Annotated in this window: 26 protein-coding genes; 2 read left to right on the forward strand and 24 right to left on the reverse strand. The window is 62.3% G+C overall.

Annotation, left to right across the window (positions count from 1 at the left end; translation table 11 throughout):
- Positions 1 to 9: 9 nt before the first annotated feature.
- The 11 genes from FW796_RS00120 to ccmA form a co-directional block, all read right to left on the reverse strand.
- Complete coding sequence (locus FW796_RS00120) at positions 10 to 1152, reverse strand: hypothetical protein (RefSeq protein WP_446438877.1); 1143 nt, start codon at positions 1150 to 1152, stop codon at positions 10 to 12.
- A gap of 138 nt (positions 1153 to 1290) precedes the next feature.
- Complete coding sequence (locus FW796_RS00125) at positions 1291 to 1698, reverse strand: hypothetical protein (RefSeq protein WP_446438878.1); 408 nt, start codon at positions 1696 to 1698, stop codon at positions 1291 to 1293.
- A 14-nt stretch (positions 1699 to 1712) separates the two neighbouring features.
- The gene (ccmI, locus tag FW796_RS00130; RefSeq protein ID WP_446438879.1) at positions 1713 to 2918 is read right to left on the reverse strand and encodes a c-type cytochrome biogenesis protein CcmI; all 1206 of its coding nucleotides are present in this window, start codon (positions 2916 to 2918) and stop codon (positions 1713 to 1715) included.
- A complete protein-coding gene (locus FW796_RS00135) occupies positions 2915 to 3385 on the reverse strand; it encodes a cytochrome c-type biogenesis protein (RefSeq protein WP_346631970.1) in 471 nt (156 codons plus the stop codon). Before FW796_RS00135 ends, ccmI begins: the two co-directional genes overlap by 4 nt.
- Positions 3382 to 3918 carry a DsbE family thiol:disulfide interchange protein gene (locus tag FW796_RS00140; protein ID WP_060838164.1) on the reverse strand — a complete coding sequence of 179 codons (537 nt, stop codon included), beginning with the start codon at positions 3916 to 3918 and terminating at the stop codon, positions 3382 to 3384. Before FW796_RS00140 ends, FW796_RS00135 begins: the two co-directional genes overlap by 4 nt.
- Positions 3915 to 5903 carry a heme lyase CcmF/NrfE family subunit gene (locus tag FW796_RS00145; protein ID WP_346631971.1) on the reverse strand — a complete coding sequence of 663 codons (1989 nt, stop codon included), beginning with the start codon at positions 5901 to 5903 and terminating at the stop codon, positions 3915 to 3917. The genes FW796_RS00140 and FW796_RS00145 overlap by 4 nt, the downstream gene beginning before the upstream one ends.
- A gap of 3 nt (positions 5904 to 5906) precedes the next feature.
- On the reverse strand, positions 5907 to 6362 hold the full coding sequence (ccmE, locus tag FW796_RS00150) for a cytochrome c maturation protein CcmE (protein ID WP_011060019.1): 456 nt from the start codon (positions 6360 to 6362) through the stop codon (positions 5907 to 5909).
- The gene (gene ccmD / locus FW796_RS00155; protein WP_011060018.1) at positions 6359 to 6535 is read right to left on the reverse strand and encodes a heme exporter protein CcmD; all 177 of its coding nucleotides are present in this window, start codon (positions 6533 to 6535) and stop codon (positions 6359 to 6361) included. The genes ccmE and ccmD overlap by 4 nt, the downstream gene beginning before the upstream one ends.
- Positions 6535 to 7287 (reverse strand): heme ABC transporter permease, encoded by a 753-nt coding sequence (locus FW796_RS00160; RefSeq protein WP_346631973.1) that lies wholly within the window; start codon positions 7285 to 7287, stop codon positions 6535 to 6537. The genes ccmD and FW796_RS00160 overlap by 1 nt, the downstream gene beginning before the upstream one ends.
- A 78-nt stretch (positions 7288 to 7365) precedes the next feature.
- Positions 7366 to 8034 carry a heme exporter protein CcmB gene (ccmB, locus tag FW796_RS00165; protein WP_060841898.1) on the reverse strand — a complete coding sequence of 223 codons (669 nt, stop codon included), beginning with the start codon at positions 8032 to 8034 and terminating at the stop codon, positions 7366 to 7368.
- Positions 8031 to 8666: a cytochrome c biogenesis heme-transporting ATPase CcmA gene (gene ccmA / locus FW796_RS00170; RefSeq protein ID WP_346631974.1), complete on the reverse strand. Its 636-nt coding sequence runs from the start codon at positions 8664 to 8666 to the stop codon at positions 8031 to 8033. The genes ccmB and ccmA overlap by 4 nt, the downstream gene beginning before the upstream one ends.
- Before the next feature lie 196 nt (positions 8667 to 8862).
- Here ccmA and fliK point away from each other — a divergent pair, with 196 nt between their 5' ends.
- Together fliK and FW796_RS00180 are read left to right on the forward strand one after the other, a co-directional pair.
- Positions 8863 to 10446 (forward strand): flagellar hook-length control protein FliK, encoded by a 1584-nt coding sequence (fliK, locus tag FW796_RS00175; protein WP_346631975.1) that lies wholly within the window; start codon positions 8863 to 8865, stop codon positions 10444 to 10446.
- Positions 10443 to 10772, forward strand: a complete 330-nt coding sequence (locus tag FW796_RS00180; protein ID WP_102878869.1) for an EscU/YscU/HrcU family type III secretion system export apparatus switch protein — start codon at positions 10443 to 10445, stop codon at positions 10770 to 10772. Before fliK ends, FW796_RS00180 begins: the two co-directional genes overlap by 4 nt.
- A 59-nt stretch (positions 10773 to 10831) precedes the next feature.
- On the opposite strand, the gene FW796_RS00185 is transcribed toward FW796_RS00180, so the two are convergent.
- The 13 genes from FW796_RS00185 to flhF all read right to left on the reverse strand — a co-directional run bounded on the left by FW796_RS00185 (position 10832) and on the right by flhF (position 23053).
- Positions 10832 to 11224 carry a DUF2802 domain-containing protein gene (locus tag FW796_RS00185; RefSeq protein WP_123723879.1) on the reverse strand — a complete coding sequence of 131 codons (393 nt, stop codon included), beginning with the start codon at positions 11222 to 11224 and terminating at the stop codon, positions 10832 to 10834.
- Entirely contained in the window at positions 11225 to 11707 is a 483-nt protein-coding gene (locus FW796_RS00190) for a chemotaxis protein CheW (protein WP_011060011.1), read from the reverse strand.
- Positions 11708 to 11786: 79 nt separating this feature from the next.
- Positions 11787 to 12686: a CheW domain-containing protein gene (locus FW796_RS00195; RefSeq protein ID WP_346631976.1), complete on the reverse strand. Its 900-nt coding sequence runs from the start codon at positions 12684 to 12686 to the stop codon at positions 11787 to 11789.
- A gap of 84 nt (positions 12687 to 12770) precedes the next feature.
- Complete coding sequence (locus tag FW796_RS00200) at positions 12771 to 13559, reverse strand: ParA family protein (protein WP_346631977.1); 789 nt, start codon at positions 13557 to 13559, stop codon at positions 12771 to 12773.
- Positions 13560 to 13609: 50 nt separating this feature from the next.
- Positions 13610 to 14497, reverse strand: a complete 888-nt coding sequence (motD, locus tag FW796_RS00205; protein WP_402894443.1) for a flagellar motor protein MotD — start codon at positions 14495 to 14497, stop codon at positions 13610 to 13612.
- The gene (locus FW796_RS00210; protein WP_102864005.1) at positions 14497 to 15237 is read right to left on the reverse strand and encodes a flagellar motor protein; all 741 of its coding nucleotides are present in this window, start codon (positions 15235 to 15237) and stop codon (positions 14497 to 14499) included. The genes motD and FW796_RS00210 overlap by 1 nt, the downstream gene beginning before the upstream one ends.
- A complete protein-coding gene (locus FW796_RS00215; RefSeq protein ID WP_102864006.1) occupies positions 15237 to 16352 on the reverse strand; it encodes a protein-glutamate methylesterase/protein-glutamine glutaminase in 1116 nt (371 codons plus the stop codon). The genes FW796_RS00210 and FW796_RS00215 overlap by 1 nt, the downstream gene beginning before the upstream one ends.
- A gap of 47 nt (positions 16353 to 16399) precedes the next feature.
- Entirely contained in the window at positions 16400 to 18676 is a 2277-nt protein-coding gene (locus FW796_RS00220; RefSeq protein WP_346631978.1) for a chemotaxis protein CheA, read from the reverse strand.
- A 12-nt stretch (positions 18677 to 18688) separates the two neighbouring features.
- On the reverse strand, positions 18689 to 19477 hold the full coding sequence (locus tag FW796_RS00225; RefSeq protein ID WP_011060004.1) for a protein phosphatase CheZ: 789 nt from the start codon (positions 19475 to 19477) through the stop codon (positions 18689 to 18691).
- Between the two features lie 30 nt (positions 19478 to 19507).
- Positions 19508 to 19879 carry a chemotaxis response regulator CheY gene (locus FW796_RS00230; protein WP_003183998.1) on the reverse strand — a complete coding sequence of 124 codons (372 nt, stop codon included), beginning with the start codon at positions 19877 to 19879 and terminating at the stop codon, positions 19508 to 19510.
- Positions 19880 to 20044: 165 nt separating this feature from the next.
- Entirely contained in the window at positions 20045 to 20785 is a 741-nt protein-coding gene (gene fliA / locus FW796_RS00235) for an RNA polymerase sigma factor FliA (protein ID WP_011060003.1), read from the reverse strand.
- A complete protein-coding gene (gene fleN, locus FW796_RS00240; protein WP_016963180.1) occupies positions 20782 to 21612 on the reverse strand; it encodes a flagellar synthesis regulator FleN in 831 nt (276 codons plus the stop codon). Before fleN ends, fliA begins: the two co-directional genes overlap by 4 nt.
- 118 nt (positions 21613 to 21730) lie before the next feature.
- Positions 21731 to 23053: a flagellar biosynthesis protein FlhF gene (gene flhF / locus FW796_RS00245; RefSeq protein WP_346631979.1), complete on the reverse strand. Its 1323-nt coding sequence runs from the start codon at positions 23051 to 23053 to the stop codon at positions 21731 to 21733.
- Positions 23054 to 23055 lie beyond the last annotated feature (2 nt).

A 23055-nucleotide genomic window follows, 5' to 3' on the forward strand; every position in this document is an offset into this window, starting at 1 on the left:
ACCCTGACCTCAGATACGCTCGCGCACCAGCACTTCGATATTCGTCGCCTCACCCCAGCGCCGCAGCCGGTCGATCAGACTCAGGTCGGTTTCACCCACCAGATACAGGACGTCGATGGTCTGGATCGCGGCCCACTGGACGAACTCACTGCTGTCGAACTCGCCAAGACTGGCGAGCTGGAACTCGTTCTCGTAGAAACCTGGGCTCACCGGGACTGGGGTGTCCTGGGGACTGGCCCCGGCAATGAACGGGCAGGACAGGTGCACCACGCCCCAATGGGCCACACGCCAGTTCCTCAGGGCTTCGTCCAGACGCGCACGGGCACCGCGGACAAAGCCCAGGCCGTCGATCACCACCCGCCGGTTGACGATCAGCCACAGCTTGCGCCGGCGTGGCGCCTTGAGCAGTACCTCGCCGGTAACCTTGGACGCCCGCAGCGCCAAGGCGATCACCAGCAGCAAAGGTGCGCAGTAGCCATAGAGCCTCTCGGTCTGACTGACCTCAGTCAGGCCATGCAAGCGCTGCACCTCGGCCCGCTGGTGCTCCAGCTCACTGAAGCTTTCCCCCAGGCGCTGCAGCCATTGCTGCACCAGCGGCGCTGAATACTCACCACGAAGGTCGCCCAGGGCCTGCTGCACCTTGATCACGGCCAAAGCCGACAGACGCCCATCGGCAGAACGCTCCAATGTGCCAAAGCGTTCGCACAGGTTGCTGACCTGGGCGGCATCCTGAGGCTCATGCAGCTCCAGCGCCGCCTTGCAGTGAGCGCTGCCGAGCATGTCGTCGATCTCGGCCAGCACTCTGCGCTGCGCTGCGTCCCGGGCACTTTGTGCCAACTGGTAGTCACTCTGGAACCAGTCCACCCGCACCGCCTGGGTGGCGCTGATCAGGGCCAGGGCAGCCAGCAGCAGCCAGCCGTAGTCGACTTTCTTCCAGCCGACCTCCCCCAAGCGGAAAACCGAGATCAGGCTCCAGCAGAAGACGTAGTACATGAAAGCGAAGGCCACCAGCAGGTACACCGGTGCCACGGACAAATAGATCAGCTCCGGCACGTCCGCCGGCCCCAGGCCGTACAACAGCAGCAGGACGCAGACCACAGCCAGCCAAAACACCATCGGCGCGACATAGGGTTTGTTCAGGTCTTTCTTCATCGGGCGCTCAACGGCTGATACTCAGGAACACCCCGCTGTATCGGCCAGCCTGGGCGGGGCTTAAATAATCCGCTGACCGCGGCAAGGCCGGCGCGGGCTCTGGCCCGCGCCTATGCAGTCAGGCAATAGCGTTGCAGATTACTGGAACTGGCGCCCCAGCCCTGCAGGTACACCATGGATGTCGGTGTCTTCCCAGGGACCGTCGGGGCTGATGGAACGGCTCCAGCCGTTGTTCCAACGGTAATAGGTGCGCTGGCGATAGAAGGTGTTGTTCTGGTTATCCAGCACATAGACCCCCAGCCGTGCATCCCAGTGGCTGTGCCCGCCGGGTGGCGGAGCGAAGCTGGCGGAGGTGCGTGGCAGAGGCTTGGCGGCGGGAACCGGCGCGCCGGGCTTGCCGGGAGCGGGAGCCGTGGACGGGACCGAGCGCGTACTCGGTCCCGCGGGCGGGATGGGTTCAGAGGAGGTCGGCGCCGGCCGGTGGACCGTACAAGCGCTCAACCCCAGGACCAGTGACAACAGGGTGATACGAGCGATGGCGGTCATGGCGGCTTCTCTGATTATTGATCCGGACTGTCGATGGTCAGCTGTTGCGCGGCAGTGGTGCTGCTGGGCAGGGGCTGGCTCTGCCCGACCCACTCGCCGGCCGTTGGCTGGCCGGCACGGGAAATGCGCGCAACCAGTTGGACTTCAGGGAAGTTCGACAGTTTCAACTGCGGCATCATCGCGTCGCTATCACCCAGCTCCACAGTGGCCGGCAGATCGGCGACGGTCAGGCGCTTGGCTGCCAAGGGCGCGGGTGGGCCCTGGGTGGCGCGGGCGAAGATGAACACACTGTCACCCGGCTGGACCTTGGCCTTGAGCTCCGCGGCCAGATCGACCCGGACCTTGAGCAAGGCACCCTTGGCCTTGACCGCAGGCTCGGCCGCGACCTTGCCGCCGGCCGCCAGCAGTTTCTCGCTGGCGCGATCGATGCCCCCCTGCAACGCGGCACGGGAGTTGTCCTCCGGCGGCAATTGAGCCTGCAGGCGCTTCCAGTAATCGATGGCCTCCTGGAAACGCCCGCCTTCGAAGGCGGCGATACCCAGCAACCCGAGACTGGTGACTTCATTGGGATCGGCCTTCAGCGCTTCATCGGTCAAGCCCTGGACCTTGTCCGACCATTGCTTGTTATCGGCAAAGTACTGCGCCTGGGCCCATTGCCCCAACAGCTCGGGCTGGCGTCCGGCCAGGGCCACGGTGCGCTCGAAGATCTTCGCCGCGTCCGCTGGACGGTCCTGGGCCATGTAGGTACGCCCAAGGAAATACAGGCCCTCGGCAGAATCCGGCTGGGCCGCCACCGCGCGCTCCAGGCGCCGGGTCATTTCTTCCATGGACTGCGGCGCCTGGGCGAATTCCCGGGTCAGCTCGACCTTGTCGCTGGCACCAAAGTGCAGGTAAAGACCCAGGCCCAGCACCGGTACCAGCAACGCCGCCAGCAACGGCAGCGGCTTGCCCAGGCGCGAGGTCCGCGCCGGGCCGCTGCCTTCGGTGTCCGCCAACAGTTCCCGGGCCGCTTCCGCACGCCCCGCGTCCATCTGCTCGGCACTGAGCACGCCTTCCGCTTGCTGGCCGTGCAGCTCAGCCACGCGCTCTTCATAAAGCGCCACGTTCAGCGCGGTACGATCCTCTTCACGTTGGGCACGACGCTCACGCAATACCGGGATCAACAGGAAACTCAGGGCGATCAGGAGCAGCAGACCTGCTGCAAGCCAGAAATCAATCATGGGTGGTTTTTATCCAGCAGTTGGTCGAGGCGCTGACGCTCTTCGACGGAAAGCGTGTTCGGGCTGTCGCTGCGCTCGACGCGACGACGCCGGACAATCACGGCAATGATCACCAGGCCGCCCAGCAGCAGGCCGGCAGGGCCGAACCAGAGCAAGGCGGTCTTGCCGGTCAGGGCCGGCTTATAACGCACGAAGTCACCGTAGCGATCCACCATGAAGTCGATGATCTGCTGATTGTCCTTGCCCTCGCCGAGCATGCGGAAAATCTCCTTGCGCAGGTCGGCGGCAATCGGTGCATTGGAATCGGCGATGTCCTGGTTCTGGCACTTGGGGCAGCGCAGTTCCTTGGTCAGTTCGTGAAACCTTTCGCGGTCAGTGTCATTGGCGAACTGGTAGGTATCAATGGCAGCGTGGGCCACACCAGCGATGCTCAGGCCGAGGATAGCGGCGGCTAACCAGCGCTTCATGGCTTGGCCTCATCTACCAGGGCCTGGTACTTGGCGGCGAGCTGTTCGCGCCACACCACTTCGTCGATCACCCCGACGAACTTGTCACGGATGATGCCCTTGGCATCGATGAAGAAGGTTTCCGGGGCACCGTAGACACCCAGGTTGAGCCCCAGGGAACCCTCCTCGTCACGCACGTCCAGCAGGTAGGGGTTGTGGAATTCGGCCAGCCACTTCAGGGCGTCGGCGTTGACGTCCTTGTAGTTGATGCCGTAGATCACCACGCCCTTCTCGGCGAGCTTGTTCAGCACCGGATGCTCGACCCGGCAGGAAATGCACCAAGTGCCCCAGACGTTGACCAAGGCCGGCTTGCCCAGCAGGTCGGCGCGGGTCAGGGTCTTGTCGCCCTGCACCGAGGGCAGGGAGAACTCGGGGAACGGCTTGCCGATCATCGCCGACGGCAGCTCGGCCGGGTCCAGATACAACCCGCGATAGAGAAACACCGCCACCACCAGGAACACCGCCAGGGGCAACATCATCATCCAGCGTCTCATGCGGTGGCTCCTGTCATGCCCAGCGCTTCGCGCACCCGGCTTTTAACCTTGACCCGATAACGCCGATCCATCGCCGCCAGCAAGCCACCGAACCCAGTGAGCAGGCCGCCGAACCAGATCCAGCGCACGAACGGCTTGACGTGCACCCGCACTGCCCAGGCGCCATCACCCAGGGATTCGCCCAGGGCGACGTACAGGTCACGGGTGAAACCGGCATCGATGCCGGCTTCGGTCATCATCGAACTCTGCACGGTGTACAGCCGTTTTTCCGGATGCAGCACCGCCACTTCCTTGCCGTTGCGGACCACGCGGACGGTGCCCTTGTCGGAGGTGAAGTTCGGCCCTTCGAAATGCTTGGCGCCTTCGAAAATGAAGTGATAACCGGCCAGTTCCATGGACTCGCCCGGCTCCAGGCGCAGGTCGCGCTCGGCGCTGTTCTGGCTCGACAGCACCACGCCCAGGGCGCAGACCGCAATGCCCAGGTGCGCCAGCTGCATGCCCCAATAGCTGCGAGTCAGGCTCGGCAGGCCCTTGATCAGGCCCTTGTGGCGGGTCTTGTCGAAAATGTCGCGCACCCCGGCCAGCAGCACCCAGGCCGCCAGCAGGAAGGTCGCCAGCACCGCCCAGTTGAAGTCACCGTAGGCAATGCCGGCCACCACGGCCAAGGCCACGCTGCCCAGCAGCACCGGACCGAGCATGCCCGCCAGCCATTTCACCGGAGTGTCTTTCCAGCGCACCAGCACGCCCACCGCCATCACCACCATCAGCAACGCCATCAACGGAATGAACAGCGCATTGAAGTACGGCGGGCCTACCGACAGCTTGGCCCCGGTCAGGGCGTCCAGCACCAGCGGATACAGGGTGCCCAGCAGGATCATCGACGCCGCTACCACCAGCACCAGATTGTTACCCAATAGCAGGGTTTCCCGGGACCACAGGTTGAAGCCCACATGGCTCTTGACCACCGGCGCCCGCAGGGCGAACAGGGTCAGCGAGCCTCCCACCACGAACAGCAGGAAGATCAGGATGAACACGCCGCGCTCAGGGTCCGAGGCAAAGGCGTGCACCGACGTCAGGACCCCGGAGCGCACCAGGAAGGTCCCCAGCAGGCTCAGGGAAAAGGCGGCAATGGCCAACAGCACGGTCCAGCTCTTGAACACACCGCGCTTTTCGGTAACCGCCAGGGAGTGGATCAGGGCCGTGCCCACCAGCCAGGGCATGAAGGACGCGTTCTCCACCGGGTCCCAGAACCACCAGCCGCCCCAGCCCAGTTCGTAGTAGGCCCACCAGGAGCCCAGGGTGATACCGATGCCGAGGAAGGCCCAGGCGACGATGGTCCAGGGCCGCGACCAGCGTGCCCAGGCAGCGTCCAGGCGACCGCCGAGCAGCGCGGCGATGGCAAAGGCGAAGGCCACCGAGAAACCGACGTAGCCCATGTACAGCATGGGCGGGTGGACGATCAGGCCGATGTCCTGCAACAGCGGGTTGAGGTCGCGACCGTCCGCCGGCACCTGGGGCAAAATCCGCGAAAACGGGTTGGAGGTCATGATCAGGAACAGCAGGAAGCCGGTGCTGATCATGCCCATCACCGCCAGCACCCGGGCCAGCATCACTTGCGGCAACTGGCGCGAGAACACCGACACGGCGAAGGTCCAGCCTCCGAGGATCAGCGCCCAGAGCAGCAACGAGCCTTCGTGGGCGCCCCACACGGCGCTGAACTTGTAGTACCAGGGCAAGGCGCTGTTGGAGTTGCTGGCGACATAGGCCACCGAGAAGTCGTCGCTCATGAAGGCGTAGGTCAGGCAGCCGAAGGCGAACACCAGGAAGGCGAACTGGCCCCAGGCGGCCGGCTGGGCCAGGCTCATCCACAGGCGGTCGCCGCGCCAGGCGCCCAGCAATGGCACCACGGCCTGGACCAGGGCAAAGCACAGGGCGAGGATCATCGCCAGGTGGCCGAGTTCGGGAACGAACAGTGCGGAACTCATGGCTTAACCCTCTTTCGCTGGTGTCGGTGCCGACTGACCGCTGTCTTTCAGGGCCTTGGTGACTTCCGGCGGCATGTATTTCTCATCGTGCTTGGCCAGCACTTCATCGGCCACCACCACGCCATCGGCGTTGAGCTTGCCCAGGGCGACGATGCCCTGCCCTTCACGGAACAGGTCCGGAAGGATGCCGCGGTAAGTGATGGTCACCGACTTGTTGAAGTCGGTGACCACGAATTTCACGTCCAGGGAGTCGGCGGAACGCTGCAGGGAGCCGGCCTGAACCATGCCGCCAGCGCGAATCCGCGTGTCCAGCGGTGCTTCGCCGTTGGCGATCTGGGTCGGGGTGTAGAACAGGTTGATGTTTTCCTTCAGCGCACTCAGGGCCAGGCCGACGGCGATGCCGACGCCGACCAGAATCGCCAGGATGATCAAAAGACGCTTTTTACGCAGCGGATTCACTTACCGTTCTCCCGGCGCAGACGACGCGCCTCTTGTTGCAGATAACGCTTGCGGGCCAGGATCGGCGCCACCAGCTCACGAGCCAGGACGACCAGGCAAATGCCATAGGCCGACCAGACGTAGAGGCCGTGATGGCCCATGGCAAGAAAATCGCTGAAGGATGCAAAACTCATTATGCGGCCTCCAGGCTGCGTTGGACTTCGGCCTTGACCCAGCTGGTCCGGGCTTCGCGCTTGAGCACCTCAAGGCGCATGCGCAGCAACAGCAGCACGCCAAAGAAACAATAGAAACCCAAGGACGTCAGCAGCAGCGGCAACCACATTTCCACCGGCATGGCGGGCTTTTCGGTGAGGGTGAAAGTCGCCCCCTGGTGCAGGGTATTCCACCACTCCACCGAGTATTTGATGATCGGGATATTCACCACGCCGACAATCGCCAGCACCGCGCAGGCCTTGGCGGCGCTGTCACGATTGCTGATGGCGGCATTGAGCGCAATCAGACCTGCGTACAGAAACAGCAGGATCAGCATCGACGTTAGTCGCGCATCCCAGACCCACCAGGAGCCCCAGGTCGGCTTGCCCCAGATTGCCCCGGTTACCAGGGCCAGGAAGGTGATCGAATGCCCGATGGGCGCCGCGCATTGCAGGGCGACATCGGCCAGTTTCATTTTCCACACCAGCCCGACCACACCGCACACCGCCAGCATTACGTAGCAGGACTGGGCCAGCATCGCCATCGGCACATGGATGTAGATGATGCGAAAGCTGTTGCCTTGCTGGTAGTCCGGTGGCGCAAAGGCCAGGCCCCAGACCACGCCGATGCCGATCAGCAACACGGCGGCGACGCTCAGCCAGGGCAGCAGCTTGCCGCTGATGCCGTAAAACCATTTAGGCGAGCCGAGCTTATGAAACCAAGTCCAGTTCATTCGTTGTTTCCATCACGGTTGCTCTTCGCTTTCACGAACAGCCAGGGTCTTTACTGGTTAAAAAACAACCAGACCTCATTATTCGCCGACGCTGATCTTCAGGCCAGCAGCTATTGCAAAGGGTGTAAGGGTCACTGCCAGGGCGGTCAGGCTCCCAAGCCACAGCAGATAACCTGTCGCCGGCATGCCCTGCAGTGCCGCCTGCAGGGCGCCACTGCCGAGAATCAGTACCGGGATGTACAAAGGCAGGATCAGCAACGCCAGCAGCAAGCCACCACGCTTCAACCCCACCGTCAGGGCTGCACCCACTGCGCCAAGCAGGCTCAGCACCGGAGTGCCCAGCAGCAATGACAGCAACAACACCGGCAGGCAGGCGGTAGGCAAGCCGAGCATCAAGGCCAGCAAGGGTGCAAGCAATACCAGTGCCAGGCCGGAAAAGGCCCAGTGTGCCAGTACCTTGGCCAAAACCAGAAGAGGCAGGGGGTGCGACGAAAGGACCCACTGTTCAAGGGATCCGTCCTCGAAATCACTGCGAAAAAGCCCGTCCAGCGAGAGCAGGACGGACAATAAGGCCGCTACCCAGACCAGCCCTGGAGACAAGGTTTGCAACAGATTTGTCTCAGGTCCCACGGCCAACGGGAACAGTGCAACGACGATGGCGAAGAACACCAGAGGGTTGGCCAACTCCGCCGGGCGTCGAAACAGCAAACGCGCTTCACGGGCCAGCAATTGGGCAAAGACGCTCATGCCGCCCACCGCCCCAGATCCAGATCGCGGTAGCCCGCCGGCATGCGGGTCAAAGTGTGGTGAGTGGTCAGGACCACCATGCCGCCACGCTCACAATGATTGGCCAGGTGCTCCTCGAGCTGGGCTACACCCTGTTTGTCCAGGGCGGTGAAGGGCTCGTCGAGAATCCACAGCGGCGGCCCGTCCAGATACAGCCGGGCCAGGGCCACACGGCGCTGCTGGCCAGCGGATAGAGTGTGGCAAGCGACGTCTTCGAAGCCGCGCAGGCCGACGGCAGCCAGGGCCTGCCAGATGGCGTCGCGCGTTGCCGACTGGTGCAGAGCACAGAGCCAGTTGAGATTTTCTTCGGGGGTCAGGACATCCTTGATTCCGGCGGCGTGGCCGATCCACAACAGATTGCGCGCCAGTTCGGCACGCTGGGCATGCAAGGGCTGGCCATTGAGCAGTACCTGGCCGCTGGTGGGTTGCATCAGGCCGGCCAGCAGACGTAGCAGGCTGGTCTTGCCACTGCCGTTGGGGCCGCTGATCTGCACCATGTCTCCGCCCGTCAGACGCAACTCGAGGTGTTCAAACAGCATCCGCCAGTCGCGCTCACAGGCGAGTGCTACGGCTTCGAGAAGAGGGCTGGTCAAGGGATAGCGGGCCTTTACGGGTTCAAGTCGGCGATGGAGCGGCCGTTAAAGGGATGCAGGATAAATGCATTGGCGGCCTGTTCTAGAGAGCTGCGTCAAACATTTGCAATGTTTTCACCACTCCCCCAAAGACGAGCGGCATTATACATGCGAAGCCCTACGCTAATGAGGGCTAATTTCCACAGGTTGTGTCCGAATGACAGGCGAAATGAACATCCTCCCGCTGCCCCAGGCGCCCGCTCCCGGCACCTCGCGCCCGCAGGTGATCAGCGGCGAACTGCTCAAGCTGGTGCAACCCATTGAAGGCCTGATTGCCGCAGGCCAGAGTGCCAAGGCCGAAGTGCTGTCCCTCAAGCAGGCCGACCAGACCTTCCAGTTGCTGCTCAAGGTCACCCTGGACAACGGCCGGCAAACCACCGTGCAGGCCACCAGCAGCCAACCGCTGCCCCAGGGCACCAGCCTGGCGGTCACCCAGCCGTCTGCGGGTAATCTGGCGATCACCGTGCAGCAGGCCATCGCGTCCAACGTTGCCGCCCTGACTCGCCTGGATACCACCCAACTGCCGGCCGGCACCCTGCTCCAGGGCAAGGTGCTGACCACGCAAGCCCTGCCTCAGGGCAACAATCAGCCGGCGATCTACCGCTCCCTGGTAAGCCTGCTCAACACCGCGCAAAGTGGCGCTACCCTGAGCATCGACAGCCCGCAGCCGCTGCGTATCGGCAGCCTGCTCAGCGCCTTGGTCTCAGACTCGCAAACCCTGAATTTCGTCCCCCTGAGCAACCGCCAGGAACAGCTGGCCATCGCTGCTCAGCTGTCTAGCCAGCAAAGCCGCCAAGGCTCCCTGAGCGGACTGATCAACGTTCTGCAGAACCTGCCAGCCGACAGCCCACTGCCCACTGTTTCAGCCGACCTGCGGGCCGCCGTGGAGCGACTACTGGCCGGCCTACCGGACCCACAGCAATTGAGCAGCCCCCGGGGAGTGGCCCAGGCCCTGCTGGGCAGCGGCCTGTTCCTGGAAGCCAAGCTACTGGCCGGAGCCAACCCGGGGCAGGCTCCGGACATGAAGGGCGACCTGCTGCGCCTGATCGCGCAGTTGACGCCGGCCCTGCCCGCCTCCAGCAGTTTCAACGCGATCATCGCCGCCAACACCCTGGCGCAGTCATTACCGAGCTTCGTGCGCAGTGCCTTGGGCACCCTCGGCCAGGTCAGCGCCAAGACGCCGCCCAGCGGGTTCCCGCTGCCGGCACGGCTGCTGCAAAGCCTGGAGGGTGAAGGTGATCTGGAGCACTTGCTGCGCCTGGCCGCCGCTGCGGTATCACGCCTGCAGAGCCATCAACTGGCGAGTCTGGAGCAGAGCGGCCAGACCGACGATGGCCGGCAATTGACCACCTGGCAGCTGGAAATCCCCATGCGCAACCTGCAGGACATCGTGCCCTTGCAGGTCAAAATGCAGCGCGAAGAAGCGCCGGAGCCGGAGCCGCAACAAAAACGTGAAGAGCGAGAACCCAAGCAGCCCTTGTGGCGGCTCGATCTGGCCTTCGACCTGGAGCCCCTGGGCCCCTTACAGGTCCAGGCACAACTGATTCAAGGCCGGCTGTCCAGCCAGTTGTGGGCCGAACGCCCCTACACCGCGAGCCTGATCGAAAGCCACCTGGGCAGCCTGCGGGAACGCCTGCTGGCTTCGGGGCTGGATGTCGGCGACCTGGACTGCCACCTGGGCATCCCGCCCCAGGGCCCGCAAACCCGATTGGAACAACGCTGGGTCGACGAAACCGCATGAAGCACACACCTCCTCCACGCCAGGCCATTGCCCTCAAGTACGACGGCCAGCAAGCCCCGACCCTGACCGCCAAGGGCGACGATGAACTGGCGGAAGCCATCCTGAAGATCGCCCGGGACTATGAAGTGCCGATCTATGAAAATGCCGAGCTGGTGAAGCTGTTGGCGCGTCTGGAATTGGGCGAGAGCATTCCACCGGAGCTGTACCGGACCATCGCCGAAATCATCGCCTTCGCCTGGAACCTCAAGGGCAAGTTTCCGGCCGGGCATGATCCGCATCAGGTGGAGCTGGAGAAGGACATCACCGAGCGCGGTGACGATTATTGAAGAGAGGCCGCAGCAGGCGCTAAAGCGCAAGCTCCCCGGAGGAAGCTTGCGACTGGTGGCTAGCCTTTGTGCAGCTTGCTGACCAGCTCCGCCTCGGCCTGGGTCAAGCCGCAGGACTGGGTCAGCTCGTCGACACTGGCGCCCATGCCCACCAGGCGCGCGGCCTGGGCGAAGGACAGGCTGGAAGGGTCACGCTGCTCCAGCTGGGCCAGTTTGTCCGGCAAGGGGCCCACTACCGCTCGCAGTTCGTGCAGATCCTCGCCCATGCGCACCGTACCGCTCTGGTAATGGTCAACGCGCTTGGCCAGTTCCTTGATCCGCTGGTCGCGCACGGCATCGCCTTCGGCCTGTTGCGCGGCGATCTGCCGCTGATTGCGGGTGTACGACAGGAATAGCGCCACAGTGGCGACCCAAAGGATCGCCAGGACAATCACCGCTACCTCGAGGATCAATCAGATACTCTCCAGTTCCGACCATTCCTCTTCGCTCATCATCTTGTCCAGCTCAACCAGAATCAGCAGTTCGCCGTTCTTGTTGCAGACGCCCTGAATGAACTTGGCCGACTCTTCGTTACCGACGTTTGGCGCGGTTTCGACTTCCGACTGACGCAGGTAAACCACTTCCGCCACGCTGTCGACCATGATCCCGACCACTTGCTTGTCGGCTTCGATGATGACGATCCGGGTGTTGTCGTTGACTTCGGTAGGCACCAGGCCGAAACGCTGACGGGTGTCGATCACGGTGACCACATTGCCGCGCAGGTTGATGATCCCCAGCACATAGCTTGGGGCACCCGGTACCGGAGCGATCTCGGTGTAGCGCAGGACTTCCTGGACGCGCATCACGTTGATGCCGTAGGACTCGTTATCCAGCTTGAAGGTGACCCATTGCAGGATCGGATCTTCGGAACCCTGTGCAGACGACGACTTATTCATACCCTGACCCCTCAAAAAACCGTTGAAAACGGCGTGTGTTCTGTGTGGCCACATCCGACGGACGCGGCCTGTTGTTGGTTTACTTCGGCTTGTGGGCCGCTTGACTGATAGCCATCTGCTTGGCGCCGCCGGTGGCAATCAACTCGGCCAGTTCAGCAACGTCGAGCAAGGCACACATATGTTCAATCACCGTGCCGGCCAGCCACGGGCGCTGACCACGATGACTGCGCCACTTGATTTCGTTGGGGTCCAGGCGCAGGGAGCGACTGACCTGATGCACTGCCAGCCCCCACTCGTAGCCCTGGACCGAGATCACATACTGCAGGCCCTGGCGGAAATCATCGCGGTAGCGATCGGGCATGACCCAGCGCGCGGTATCCAGCACCTTCAGGTTGCCGGCCTGGCTCGGCAGGATGCCGAGGAACCATTCCGGCTGGCCGAACAGCGGTGTCAGTTCCTGCCCTGCCAGGGAATAGATCGACCCCAGGCATACCAGCGGCACTGCCAGAGTCAGACCGGCGACATCGAACAACAGGCATTCGAAAGGCTCGGCCGCCCAGCTGGGACGGTCGCTACCGGTGACCGGAGGCGGTGTATTGCTCGGCGGCAGGTGAACTTCCACCAATGGCGGCACCAGGGCCTGGAGCAGCGGCACCACCGGCGAGATCGAACTCGGCAAGGGTTGCGGTGCTTCCATTACTGCCGGTGTCAGCGGCGCAGATGCAGGTGCAGCATCCCGGGCGGCGGGTGCCGCCTGGTGCTGGGCCTGTGCGTCCCGCGCCTGCTCTTCCAGTACTGCAGCCTGGAACTCATCCAGTACTTCGCTGGAAGCCGCAAGTGTTACCGGCGGGGCCGGCGGAGCAACCTGGACCGGCGGCTCCGGTAGCTGTTCCTCTTCGGTAGCATCCTGCAGCAAAGCGTCCAGGTACGACTGCAGCGCCAGCTGGGGCCGGCTCTTGATATCCAGAGGACGGTTCATGAGGATGCCCACGCAAAAACCCCGATACAGTGATCTGTAGGGGTTATCGGCCGGGCTGTCGAGTGACTTGAATAGCGCTTCACGTCAAGCCACCTGCGCCACGAGTTGTTGAGCCAGCAGATGCTTGAGCAAGGCCTTGTAGGCCAGTACACCGCGGCTCTTGGCATCGAACTGAGAAGGGGTGACCCCTGCCCGGCTGGCATCCCGCAAGCGGGTATCCACCGGGATATAGCCCTGCCAGATTTCTTCGGGAAACTTGTCCCGCAAAATCCGCAGAGTGCCCAGGGAAGCCTGGGTCCGGCGGTCGAACAGGGTCGGCACAATGGTGAACGGCAGCGGCTGCTTGCGCGAGCGATTGACCATCGCCAGGGTGTTGACCATGCGCTCCAGCCCCTTGACCGCCAAGTGCTCGGTCTGCACCGGAATCACCAGTTGCTGGCTGGCCGCCAGGGCGTTGACCATCAACACACCGAGCAACGGCGGGCTGTCGATCACCGCGTAATCGAAATCCTGCCACAGCTGCGCCAGGCTCTTGGCGATCACGAGGCCAAGGCCACTCTGCCCCGGCGACTGGCGCTCGAGGGTGGCCAGAGCGGTGCTCGACGGCAACAATGAAATGCGCTCATGGCTGGTGCCCAGCAACAACTGGCCCGGCAGGTCTTGGGGCACATTGCCCTTGTGCAGGAACAGGTCGTAGCTGCTGTGCTCCAGGCTGTCCGGGTCATAGCCGAAGTAGCTGGTCATGGAACCGTGGGGGTCGAGATCGACCACGACCACGCGCTTGCCCGCCTCGGCCAGCAAACCGGCTAAAGCGATGGAACTGGTGGTTTTACCGACACCACCCTTTTGATTGGCAACTGCCCAGACTCTCATTCGGTTTGTTCCTCCCGCCCGGCCACAGCGGGGCGAGACATAGCGCTAAGTTATAAAGCAGGTGACGGAGAATTGACGGCGCTTCCCTGTACCGGCGTTTTCACTGGGGTTGGTGCAGTTTGTGTGCCAGCACGCTTGAGTGCCGCATCCGGTGTCGCATTGGCGGTTCCGGTGCCGGTCAGGCTGCGGCGCACATCGAGATTGCGCGACACCACCAGGACCACTCGGCGATTGCGCGCCCGGCCTTCGGCGGTGGCGTTGTTGCCCACCGGCTGGAACTCGCCATACCCCACAGAAGCCATGCGCGCCGGGTTCACCCCCTGCATTGCCAGCATCCGCACGATGCTCGCCGACCGGGCCGAAGACAACTCCCAGTTGGTCGGGTACTGCGCGGTCTGAATCGGCTGGTTGTCGGTGAAGCCTTCGACATGAATCGGGTTGTCGAAGGGTTTGAGGATCTTCGCCACCTTGTCGATGATGGTGAACGCCTGATCGCTGGGCATGGCATCGCCGCTGCCGAACAACAGGCTGGAATTGAGTTCGATCTCCACCCACAACTCGTTGCCACGCACGGTCATCTGGTTGGAGCTGATCAAGTCGCCAAAGGCGGCGCTGATGTCATCGGCGATGCTTTTCAGCGGATCACTGCCACCGGAGATGCCAGCGTCGGTCTGCTCGCTGTCCTTGACCAGCGGCTTGGCCGGGGTCACGGTCTTGGGCCGCTCGTCACCGATGGGAATCGGCTTGAGACTGCGATCGGAGTCGGTAAAGACCCCGATCAAGGCTTCGGAAATCACCTTGTACTTGCCCTCGTTGATCGAGGAAATGGAGTACATGACCACGAAAAACGCGAACAGCAAGGTGATGAAGTCGGCGTAGGAAACCAACCAGCGTTCGTGGTTGACGTGTTCTTCTTGCTGGCGACGACGAGCCATAATCAGTCCATGAAGCCTTGCAGCTTCAACTCGATGGAGCGGGGGTTTTCGCCTTCGGCAATCGACAGAATGCCTTCAAGCAACATTTCCCGGTAACGGGACTGGCGCAAGGCAATGGCCTTGAGCTTGGCCGCGATCGGCAACAGCACCAGGTTGGCGCTGGCCACCCCGTAGATAGTGGCGACGAAAGCCACGGCGATACCACTGCCCAACTGCGACGGGTCCGCCAGGTTACCCATCACGTGAATCAGGCCCATCACCGCACCGATGATGCCGATGGTCGGCGCATAGCCGCCCATGCTTTCGAAGACCTTGGCAGCCTCGATATCGCGGCTCTCCTGGGTGTAGAAGTCCACTTCAAGGATGCTGCGGATGGCTTCCGGCTCGGCACCGTCGACCAACAGCTGCAAGCCTTTGCGCGAATAGGTGTCCGGCTCGGCATCCGCCACGCCTTCCAGGCCCAGCAGGCCCTCCTTGCGCGCCGTCAGGCTCCAGTTGACCACCCGATCGATACCTCCGGGCAGATCCACCCGAGGTGGAAACAGAATCCACACCAGGATCTGCATGGCCCGTTTGAAGGCACTCAACGGCGACTGCAGCAAGGCAGCGCCAATGGTCCCGCCAAGCACGATCAGTGCCGCCGGGCCATTGGCCAGGGCCGACAGGTGACCACCTTCCAGGTAGTTGCCGCCGATGATGGCGACAAACGCCATGATGATCCCGATAAGGCTGAGCACATCCATCAGAGACAGGCCTCGACCAGATGCCGGCCGATGTCGTCCAGGCTGTACACCGCATCCGCCAGGTTGGCTTTGACGATGGCCATGGGCATGCCGTAGATCACGCAGCTGGCTTCATCCTGGGCCCAGACCGCACTGCCACCCTGCTTGAGCAGACGCGCACCTTCACGGCCGTCAGCGCCCATACCGGTCAGTACCACCGCCAGAACTTTGTCGCTGTAAGATTTGGCTGCAGAACCGAAGGTGATGTCCACGCACGGCTTGTAGTTCAGGCGCTCGTCGCCAGGAAGAATCTTCACCGCACCACGACCGTCGATCATCATCTGCTTGCCGCCAGGAGCCAGCAGCGCCAGGCCCGGACGCAGGATGTCGCCATCCTCCGCTTCCTTGACGCTAATACGGCAGAGCTTGTCCAGACGCTCGGCAAAGGCCTTGGTGAAGGCCGCCGGCATATGCTGAATCAGCACGATAGGTGCCGGAAAGTTGGCCGGCAGTTGGGTCAGGACCCGCTGCAGCGCCACCGGGCCACCGGTGGAAGTACCGATCGCCACCAGCTTGTAGGCCTTACGCTTGGGCGCCGGTGATGCCGGGCCGGCAGCCGGTGCCGGAGCACGGACTGGAGCAGGTGCAGGCGCTGGACGACTGCCGCCAAAGCTCGACGGCGCCGGAGCTGGAGCAGCCGGTTGCGGCGCCGGGGCGCTGTAGCTGCTGAAACGGCGATTACTGCGCGAAATGCTGTGGACTTTCTCGCACAGCAGTTGCTTGACCTTCTCGGGATTGCGCGAGATGTCTTCGAAATTCTTCGGCAGGAAATCCACAGCCCCGGCATCCAGCGCGTCGAGGGTCACTCGAGCGCCTTCGTGGGTCAGGGAAGAGAACATCAGGACCGGCGTCGGGCAGCGCTGCATGATATGCCGCACTGCGGTGATGCCATCCATCATCGGCATCTCGTAGTCCATGGTGATCACGTCCGGCTTGAGCGCCAGGGCCTGATCGATCGCCTCTTTACCATTGGTCGCCGTACCGACGACCTGGATATTCGAATCCGCTGAAAGAATTTCCGAGACGCGGCGGCGGAAAAAACCCGAATCGTCCACCACCAGGACTTTGACTGCCATAAACACTCCGTTAGGTGGGGCGAGGCCAACCGCCCCTCCCCGCCGAATCAAATACGCCGTGCGGCGTAACGCTTGAGCATGCTCGGAACATCGAGAATCAGAGCGATGCGGCCGTCACCGGTAATGGTGGCGCCGGACATGCCCGGGGTTCCCTGAAGCATTTTGCCCAAGGGCTTGATGACCACTTCTTCCTGGCCTACCAGCTGGTCGACGACAAAGCCAATCCGCTGGGTGCCCACCGAAAGGATCACTACGTGGCCTTCACGCTGCTCTTCATGAGCGGCGGAACTGACCAGCCAGCGCTTGAGGTAGAACAGGGGCAACGCCTTGTCACGCACGATCACCACTTCCTGACCGTCCACCACGTTGGTGCGGGACAGGTCGAGGTGGAAAATCTCGTTGACGTTGACCAACGGGAAAGCGAACGCCTGGTTACCCAGCATCACCATCAGGGTCGGCATGATCGCCAGGGTCAACGGCACCTTGATGACGATCTTCGAGCCCTGGCCCTTGGTCGAGTAGATATTGATCGAACCGTTGAGCTGGGAAATCTTGGTCTTCACCACGTCCATGCCCACGCCACGACCGGAGACGTCGGAAATCTCGGTCTTGGTGGAGAAGCCCGGGGCAAAGATCAGGTTGTAGCACTCGGTGTCGCTCAGGCGGTCGGCCGCGTCCTTGTCCATCACGCCGCGCTTGACGGCGATGGCCCGCAGTACGTTCGGGTCCATGCCCTTGCCGTCATCGGAAATCGACAGCAGGATGTGATCGCCTTCCTGTTCCGCCGCCAGCACCACCTTGCCACCGCGGGACTTGCCCGAGGCTTCGCGCTCTTCCGGCGATTCGATGCCGTGGTCCACCGCGTTGCGCACCAAGTGCACCAGCGGGTCGGCCAGGGCCTCTACCAGGTTCTTGTCGAGGTCGGTTTCTTCCCCCACCAGTTCCAGGTTGATTTCTTTCTTGAGCTGCCGGGCCAGGTCGCGAACCAAGCGCGGGAAGCGCCCGAAAACCTTCTTGATCGGCTGCATGCGGGTTTTCATCACCGCGGTCTGCAGATCGGCCGTCACCACGTCGAGGTTCGACACGGCCTTGGACATGGCTTCGTCGCCGCTGTTGAGACCCAGGCGCACCAGACGGTTACGCACCAGAACCAGCTCGCCCACCATGTTCATGATTTCGTCCAGGCGCGCGGTATCGACCCGCACCGTGGTTTCTGCTTCGCTGGCAGGCTTTTCCGCTGGCGGCGCAGCCGCCGCGCGAGCAGGAGCCGGGGCTGGAGCCGCGGCCGGCTTCGGTGCTTCAGCCTTGGCCTCGGGCTTCTTCGCCACTGGCTTGGCGACTGCAGCGCTGGCTGTCGCAGCGGCTGCCGCAGGCGCAGCTGCCGCCGCCACGGCCGGCTTCGACGCACCCGGGGCTTCGGAGAATTTGCCCTTGCCGTGCAACTCGTCCAGCAGCGATTCGAATTCGTGATCGGTGATCAGGTCGCTGCCAGCGGCTGCCGCGCTTGGCGCAGCCACTGCCGGAGCAGGCGCCGCAGCCACGGCCGAATCCAGCGCATCCACGGCAAAGGTGCCCTTGCCATGCAATTGGTCCAGCAAGGCCTCGAATTCGTCGTCGGTGATTTCGTCGCCACCGGCGGCTGCGCCAGGCGTGGCGTTGGCCGCAGCCGGGGCCACCGCATCGGCGGCGAACTGGCCTTTACCGTGCAGTTGGTCCAGCAGCGACTCGAACTCGGCGTCAGTGATTTCATCGCTGGCCGGCTCGCCCGCAGCCACTGGAGCAGCGGCAGGCGCAGCCTCGGCGTCGGCCTTGGCGGCATTCAGCGAATCGAGCAGCAATTCGAATTCGTTATCGGTGATATCCCCGCCCTGGGCCTCAGGCTCGGCAACGGGTTCAGCCACCTCTTCCACAACAGGCGCTGGAGCCTCGGCACCGGCGGGTTCGGCCAGGCGCGCCAAGGCGGCCAGCAGTTCCGGTGTCGCGGCAGTAATTTCGGTGCGCTCACGGACCTGGCTGAACATGCCGTTCACCGCGTCCAGAGCCTCAAGCACCACGTCCATCAGTTCCGAGTCGACTCGCCGCTCACCCTTGCGCAGGATGTCGAAGACGTTCTCGGCGATGTGGCAGCACTCCACCAGCTCATTGAGCTGGAGGAAGCCGGCGCCCCCTTTAACAGTGTGAAAACCGCGAAAAATTGCATTGAGCAAGTCCGCATCATCTGGCCGGCTTTCCAGCTCGACCAGTTGTTCGGACAGTTGCTCTAGAATCTCGCCGGCCTCAACCAGGAAATCCTGAAGGATCTCTTCATCGGCGCCGAAGCTCATTAATGGGTGCTCCTAGAATCCAAGGCTGGAAAGCAAATCGTCTACATCGTCCTGACCGGACATAACGTCTTCCCGTTTATCGGCATGAATCTGCGGACCTTCACCCTTGGCGAGATGTTTTTGCGGATCTTTTTCAGCGAGGATCGATTCACGGTCATGTTCGATGCCGGCGAAACGATCGACCTGGCTGGCCATCAAGACGAGTTTGAGCAGATTGCTTTCGACTTCCGTGACCAACTGGGTCACACGCTTGATCACCTGTCCGGTCAGGTCCTGGTAATCCTGCGCCAGCAGAATGTCGTTGAGGTGGCCCGATACGGTGCGGGTTTCCTGCTCGCTGCGCGTCAGGAAACTGTCGACCCGGCGTGCCAGTTCGCGAAACTCTTCAGCGCCGACCTCACGCCGCATAAAGCGCCCCCAGTCTGCGCTCAAGGCCTGGGCTTCAGTGCTCAGGCCGTTGACCAACGGGGTGCTGCTCTCTACCAGGTCCATGGTGCGGTTGGCTGCGGCTTCCGTGAGCCGGACCACATAGGACAGGCGCTCAGTGGCATCCGTGATCTGTGAAACTTCCTCGGCTTGCGGCATGTGCGGGTCAATCTGGAAATTGACGATTGCGCTATGCAGCTCGCGGGTGAGCTTGCCCACTTCCTGATACAGGCCGCGGTCACGGGTCTGATTGAGCTCATGGATCAATTGCACCGCTTCGCCGAACCTGCCCTTTTCAAGGCTTTCGACCAGTTCCAGCGCATGTTTTTTCAGGGTCGACTCAAAGTCGCCCAGTGAAGATTCGTTATGCTCCATAGCTCCCCCGTGGCGGAATGGCTACGCGTCTCAACCGATGCGTTCGAAGATTTTTTCGATCTTCTCTTTCAACGCCTGAGCCGTGAATGGTTTGACGACATAGCCGTTTACGCCGGCCTGGGCAGCTTCGATGATCTGCTCGCGCTTGGCTTCAGCAGTAACCATCAATACCGGCAGGTGCTTGAGTTTTTCATCGGCACGCACGTGGCGCAGCAGGTCGATACCGGTCATGCCCGGCATGTTCCAGTCTGTTACCAGAAAGTCGATGCTCCCGCTGTTGAGTACCGGAATGGCAGTGGTGCCATCGTCGGCCTCGACCGTGTTGGTGAAACCCAGATCACGCAACAGGTTTTTTATGATCCGCCGCATCGTTGAAAAGTCATCAACGATGAGGATTTTCATGTTCTTGTCCAATTCGACCTCCAAGCAGTCTTAAACGCATCCAGCACCTGAACGCGCCATTCAATCAATTCGGCATAACACACAACGACTGCATGGAGCACATACCGCAAGACCGGTGCAGCGCTTGCTTCACCGGTCCTGATCGCAGTGTCCCCACACTGCCTGTCAGCGCGCTCGCCACTCCCCCAAACGCCCCCGCAAGCGGGCTGCGCACTGGCTGTGTAACTGGCTGACCCGCGACTCGCTGACCCCCAGGACCTCACCGATTTCCTTGAGGTTCAGCTCTTCGTCGTAGTACAGCGCCAACACCAGTCGCTCGCGCTCCGGCAAATTGGCAATCGCATCCGCCAACGCAGCCTGGAAGCGTTCATCCTCCAGGTCCCGTGACGGCTCGAGATGAGCACTGGCGCCATCCTCATGCAGCCCTTCATGTTCGCCGTCCTGCAACAGGTCGTCGAAACTGAACAGGCGGCTGCCCAAGGTGTCGTTCAAAATCCCGTAATAATCGTCGAGACTCAATTGAAGTTCGGCCGCAACTTCGTGATCTTTAGCGTCACGACCGGTTTTAGCTTCAATTGCGCGAATGGCATCACTGACCATGCGCGTATTACGGTGCACCGAACGCGGTGCCCAATCGCCTTTGCGAACCTCGTCGAGCATCGCCCCACGGATACGGATACCCGCATAGGTTTCGAAACTCGCCCCCTTGCTCGCGTCGTATTTGGTCGACACTTCGAGCAAACCGATCATCCCGGCCTGAATCAGGTCTTCCACCTGAACACTGGCCGGCAACCGCGCCAGCAGGTGATAGGCAATACGCTTGACCAGGGGCGCGTAGCGCTCGATCAGTTCGTATTGGCTGTCACGTGCCGACTTCTTGTAGAGGTTGTAGCCGCTGGCAGTCATAGCACCGGTCCCGCTGTTTGATGCACTAGCCGCTCGACAAAAAACTCCAGATGCCCGCGTGGGTTCGCTGGCAACGGCCAGGTATCGACTTTTTGCGCGATGGCCTTGAACGCCAATGCACACTTCGAACGAGGAAAGGCTTCATAGACCGCACGCTGCTTTTGCACGGCCTTGCGTACGCTTTCGTCGTAGGGAACTGCGCCGACGTATTGTAAGGCCACGTCCAGGAAGCGATCCGTGACCTTGGTCAATTTTGCAAACAGGTTGCGCCCTTCCTGAGGGCTCTGGGCCATGTTGGCCAAGACCCGGAAACGGTTCATGCCATAGTCGCGGTTGAGCAGTTTGATCAGCGCGTAGGCGTCGGTGATGGAGGTCGGTTCGTCACAGACCACCAGCAACACTTCCTGGGCCGCGCGGACGAAACTGACTACCGAGTCACCAATACCTGCAGCGGTGTCGATCACCAGTACATCGAGATTGTCGCCGATGTCGCTGAAGGCCTGGATCAGACCGGCGTGCTGGGCGGGGCTCAGGTGCACCATGCTTTGGGTACCCGAAGCGGCCGGAACGATGCGAATGCCGCCAGGCCCCTGGAGCAGCACGTCGCGCAGCTCACAGCGCCCTTCGATGACATCCGCCAGGGTGCGCTTGGGGGTCAGACCCAACAGGACATCGACGTTGGCCAGTCCCAGATCGGCGTCCAGCAGCAAGACTCGCCGGCCGAGCTCAGCCAGAGCCAGGGACAAGTTCACTGACACATTAGTCTTGCCGACGCCACCTTTGCCGCCGGTCACCGCAATCACCTGTACGGGATGCATGCTGCCCATGTTCTTTCTTTACCTTGTCTTACTTAGACGGGGCCACATAACTGGCTGCGCGTTCACCATTGGAACAATGCATGGCAGACCATCGATGTAGATACACTGCAATCTATTCATGTCTACCTCAGCCGACCCGCTTGGTCGGGCTGTGATAGAGGTCAGCGAACATGTCGGCCATGGCTTCTTCGCTGGGTTCTTCCTGCATCTGCACGCTGACAGCGCGACTCACCAACTGGTGCCGGCGAGGCAGGTGCAAATCGTCGGGAATCCGTGGACCATCGGTGAGATAGGCCACCGGCAATTCGTGACTGATGGCCAGGCTCAAGACCTCGCCAAGACTGGCTGTTTCATCCAGTTTAGTCAGGATGCAACCGGCCAGACCGCAGCGCTTGTAGCTGTGGTAGGCAGCGGTCAGCACCTGCTTCTGGCTGGTGGTGGCCAGTACCAGGTAATTCTTCGCCCGAATCCCACGACCGGCCAGGCTTTCCAGTTGCATGCGCAACGCCGGGTCGCTGGCTTGCAGGCCGGCGGTGTCGATCAATACCACGCGCTTGCGCAGCAGCGGGTCCAGGGCCTGAGCCAGGGACTGGCCTGGATCGACATGGGTCACCGACACATTGAGGATACGCCCCAGGGTCTTGAGCTGCTCCTGGGCGCCAATACGGAAGCTGTCCATGCTCACCAGAGCGATGTTCTGCGCGCCGTACTTGAGGACATAGCGCGCTGCCAGTTTGGCCAGGGTGGTGGTCTTGCCCATGCCGGCAGGGCCGACCATGGCGATCACGCCACCCTCTTCAAGCGGCTCGACTTCCGGGGTCTGGATCATCCGCGCCAGGTGTGCCAGCAACATGCGCCAGGCCTGGCGAGGCTCGTCGATTTCGCTGATCAGTGCCAGCAGGTCGCGAGACAGCGGGCCGGAGAGGCCGATGCGCTGCAGGCGACGCCAGAGGTTGGCCTGCTCGGGGCGACTGCCCTGCAACTGGCTCCAGGCAAGAGAGCCCAGTTGCACTTCCAGCAGCTCGCGCAGACCGTTGAGTTCGAAACGCATGGAGTCCAGAGCCCGATTATCGGGCGCCGGAGCAGCAGGAGCCGGCGCCGGGCGCGGACGCTCGGTCAGGGTCGGCTCGATCAGCGGCTCGGCGGCAGTCAATGGCAGACCGGCGAACAACTGGCGATTGGTGATCGAGGCGCTGTCGCCCTCGCCCCGCAGGCTCAGTTCGGCCTGGGCGGTGACGATCCGCGACTGGGTCTTGCGCAACTCGTCCTCGAGTTCCATGTTCGGAACCCGTGGCGACAACGCCGACAACTTGTAATCCAGCGCAGCCGTCAGCTCGACACCCCCAGCAATCCGCCGGTTGCCGATAATGGCAGCTTCAGCGCCCAATTCATCACGAACCAGTTTCATGGCCTGACGCATATCGGCGGCGAAAAAACGCTTAACTTGCATAA

This window comes from Pseudomonas sp. 910_21 (assembly GCF_052850735.1).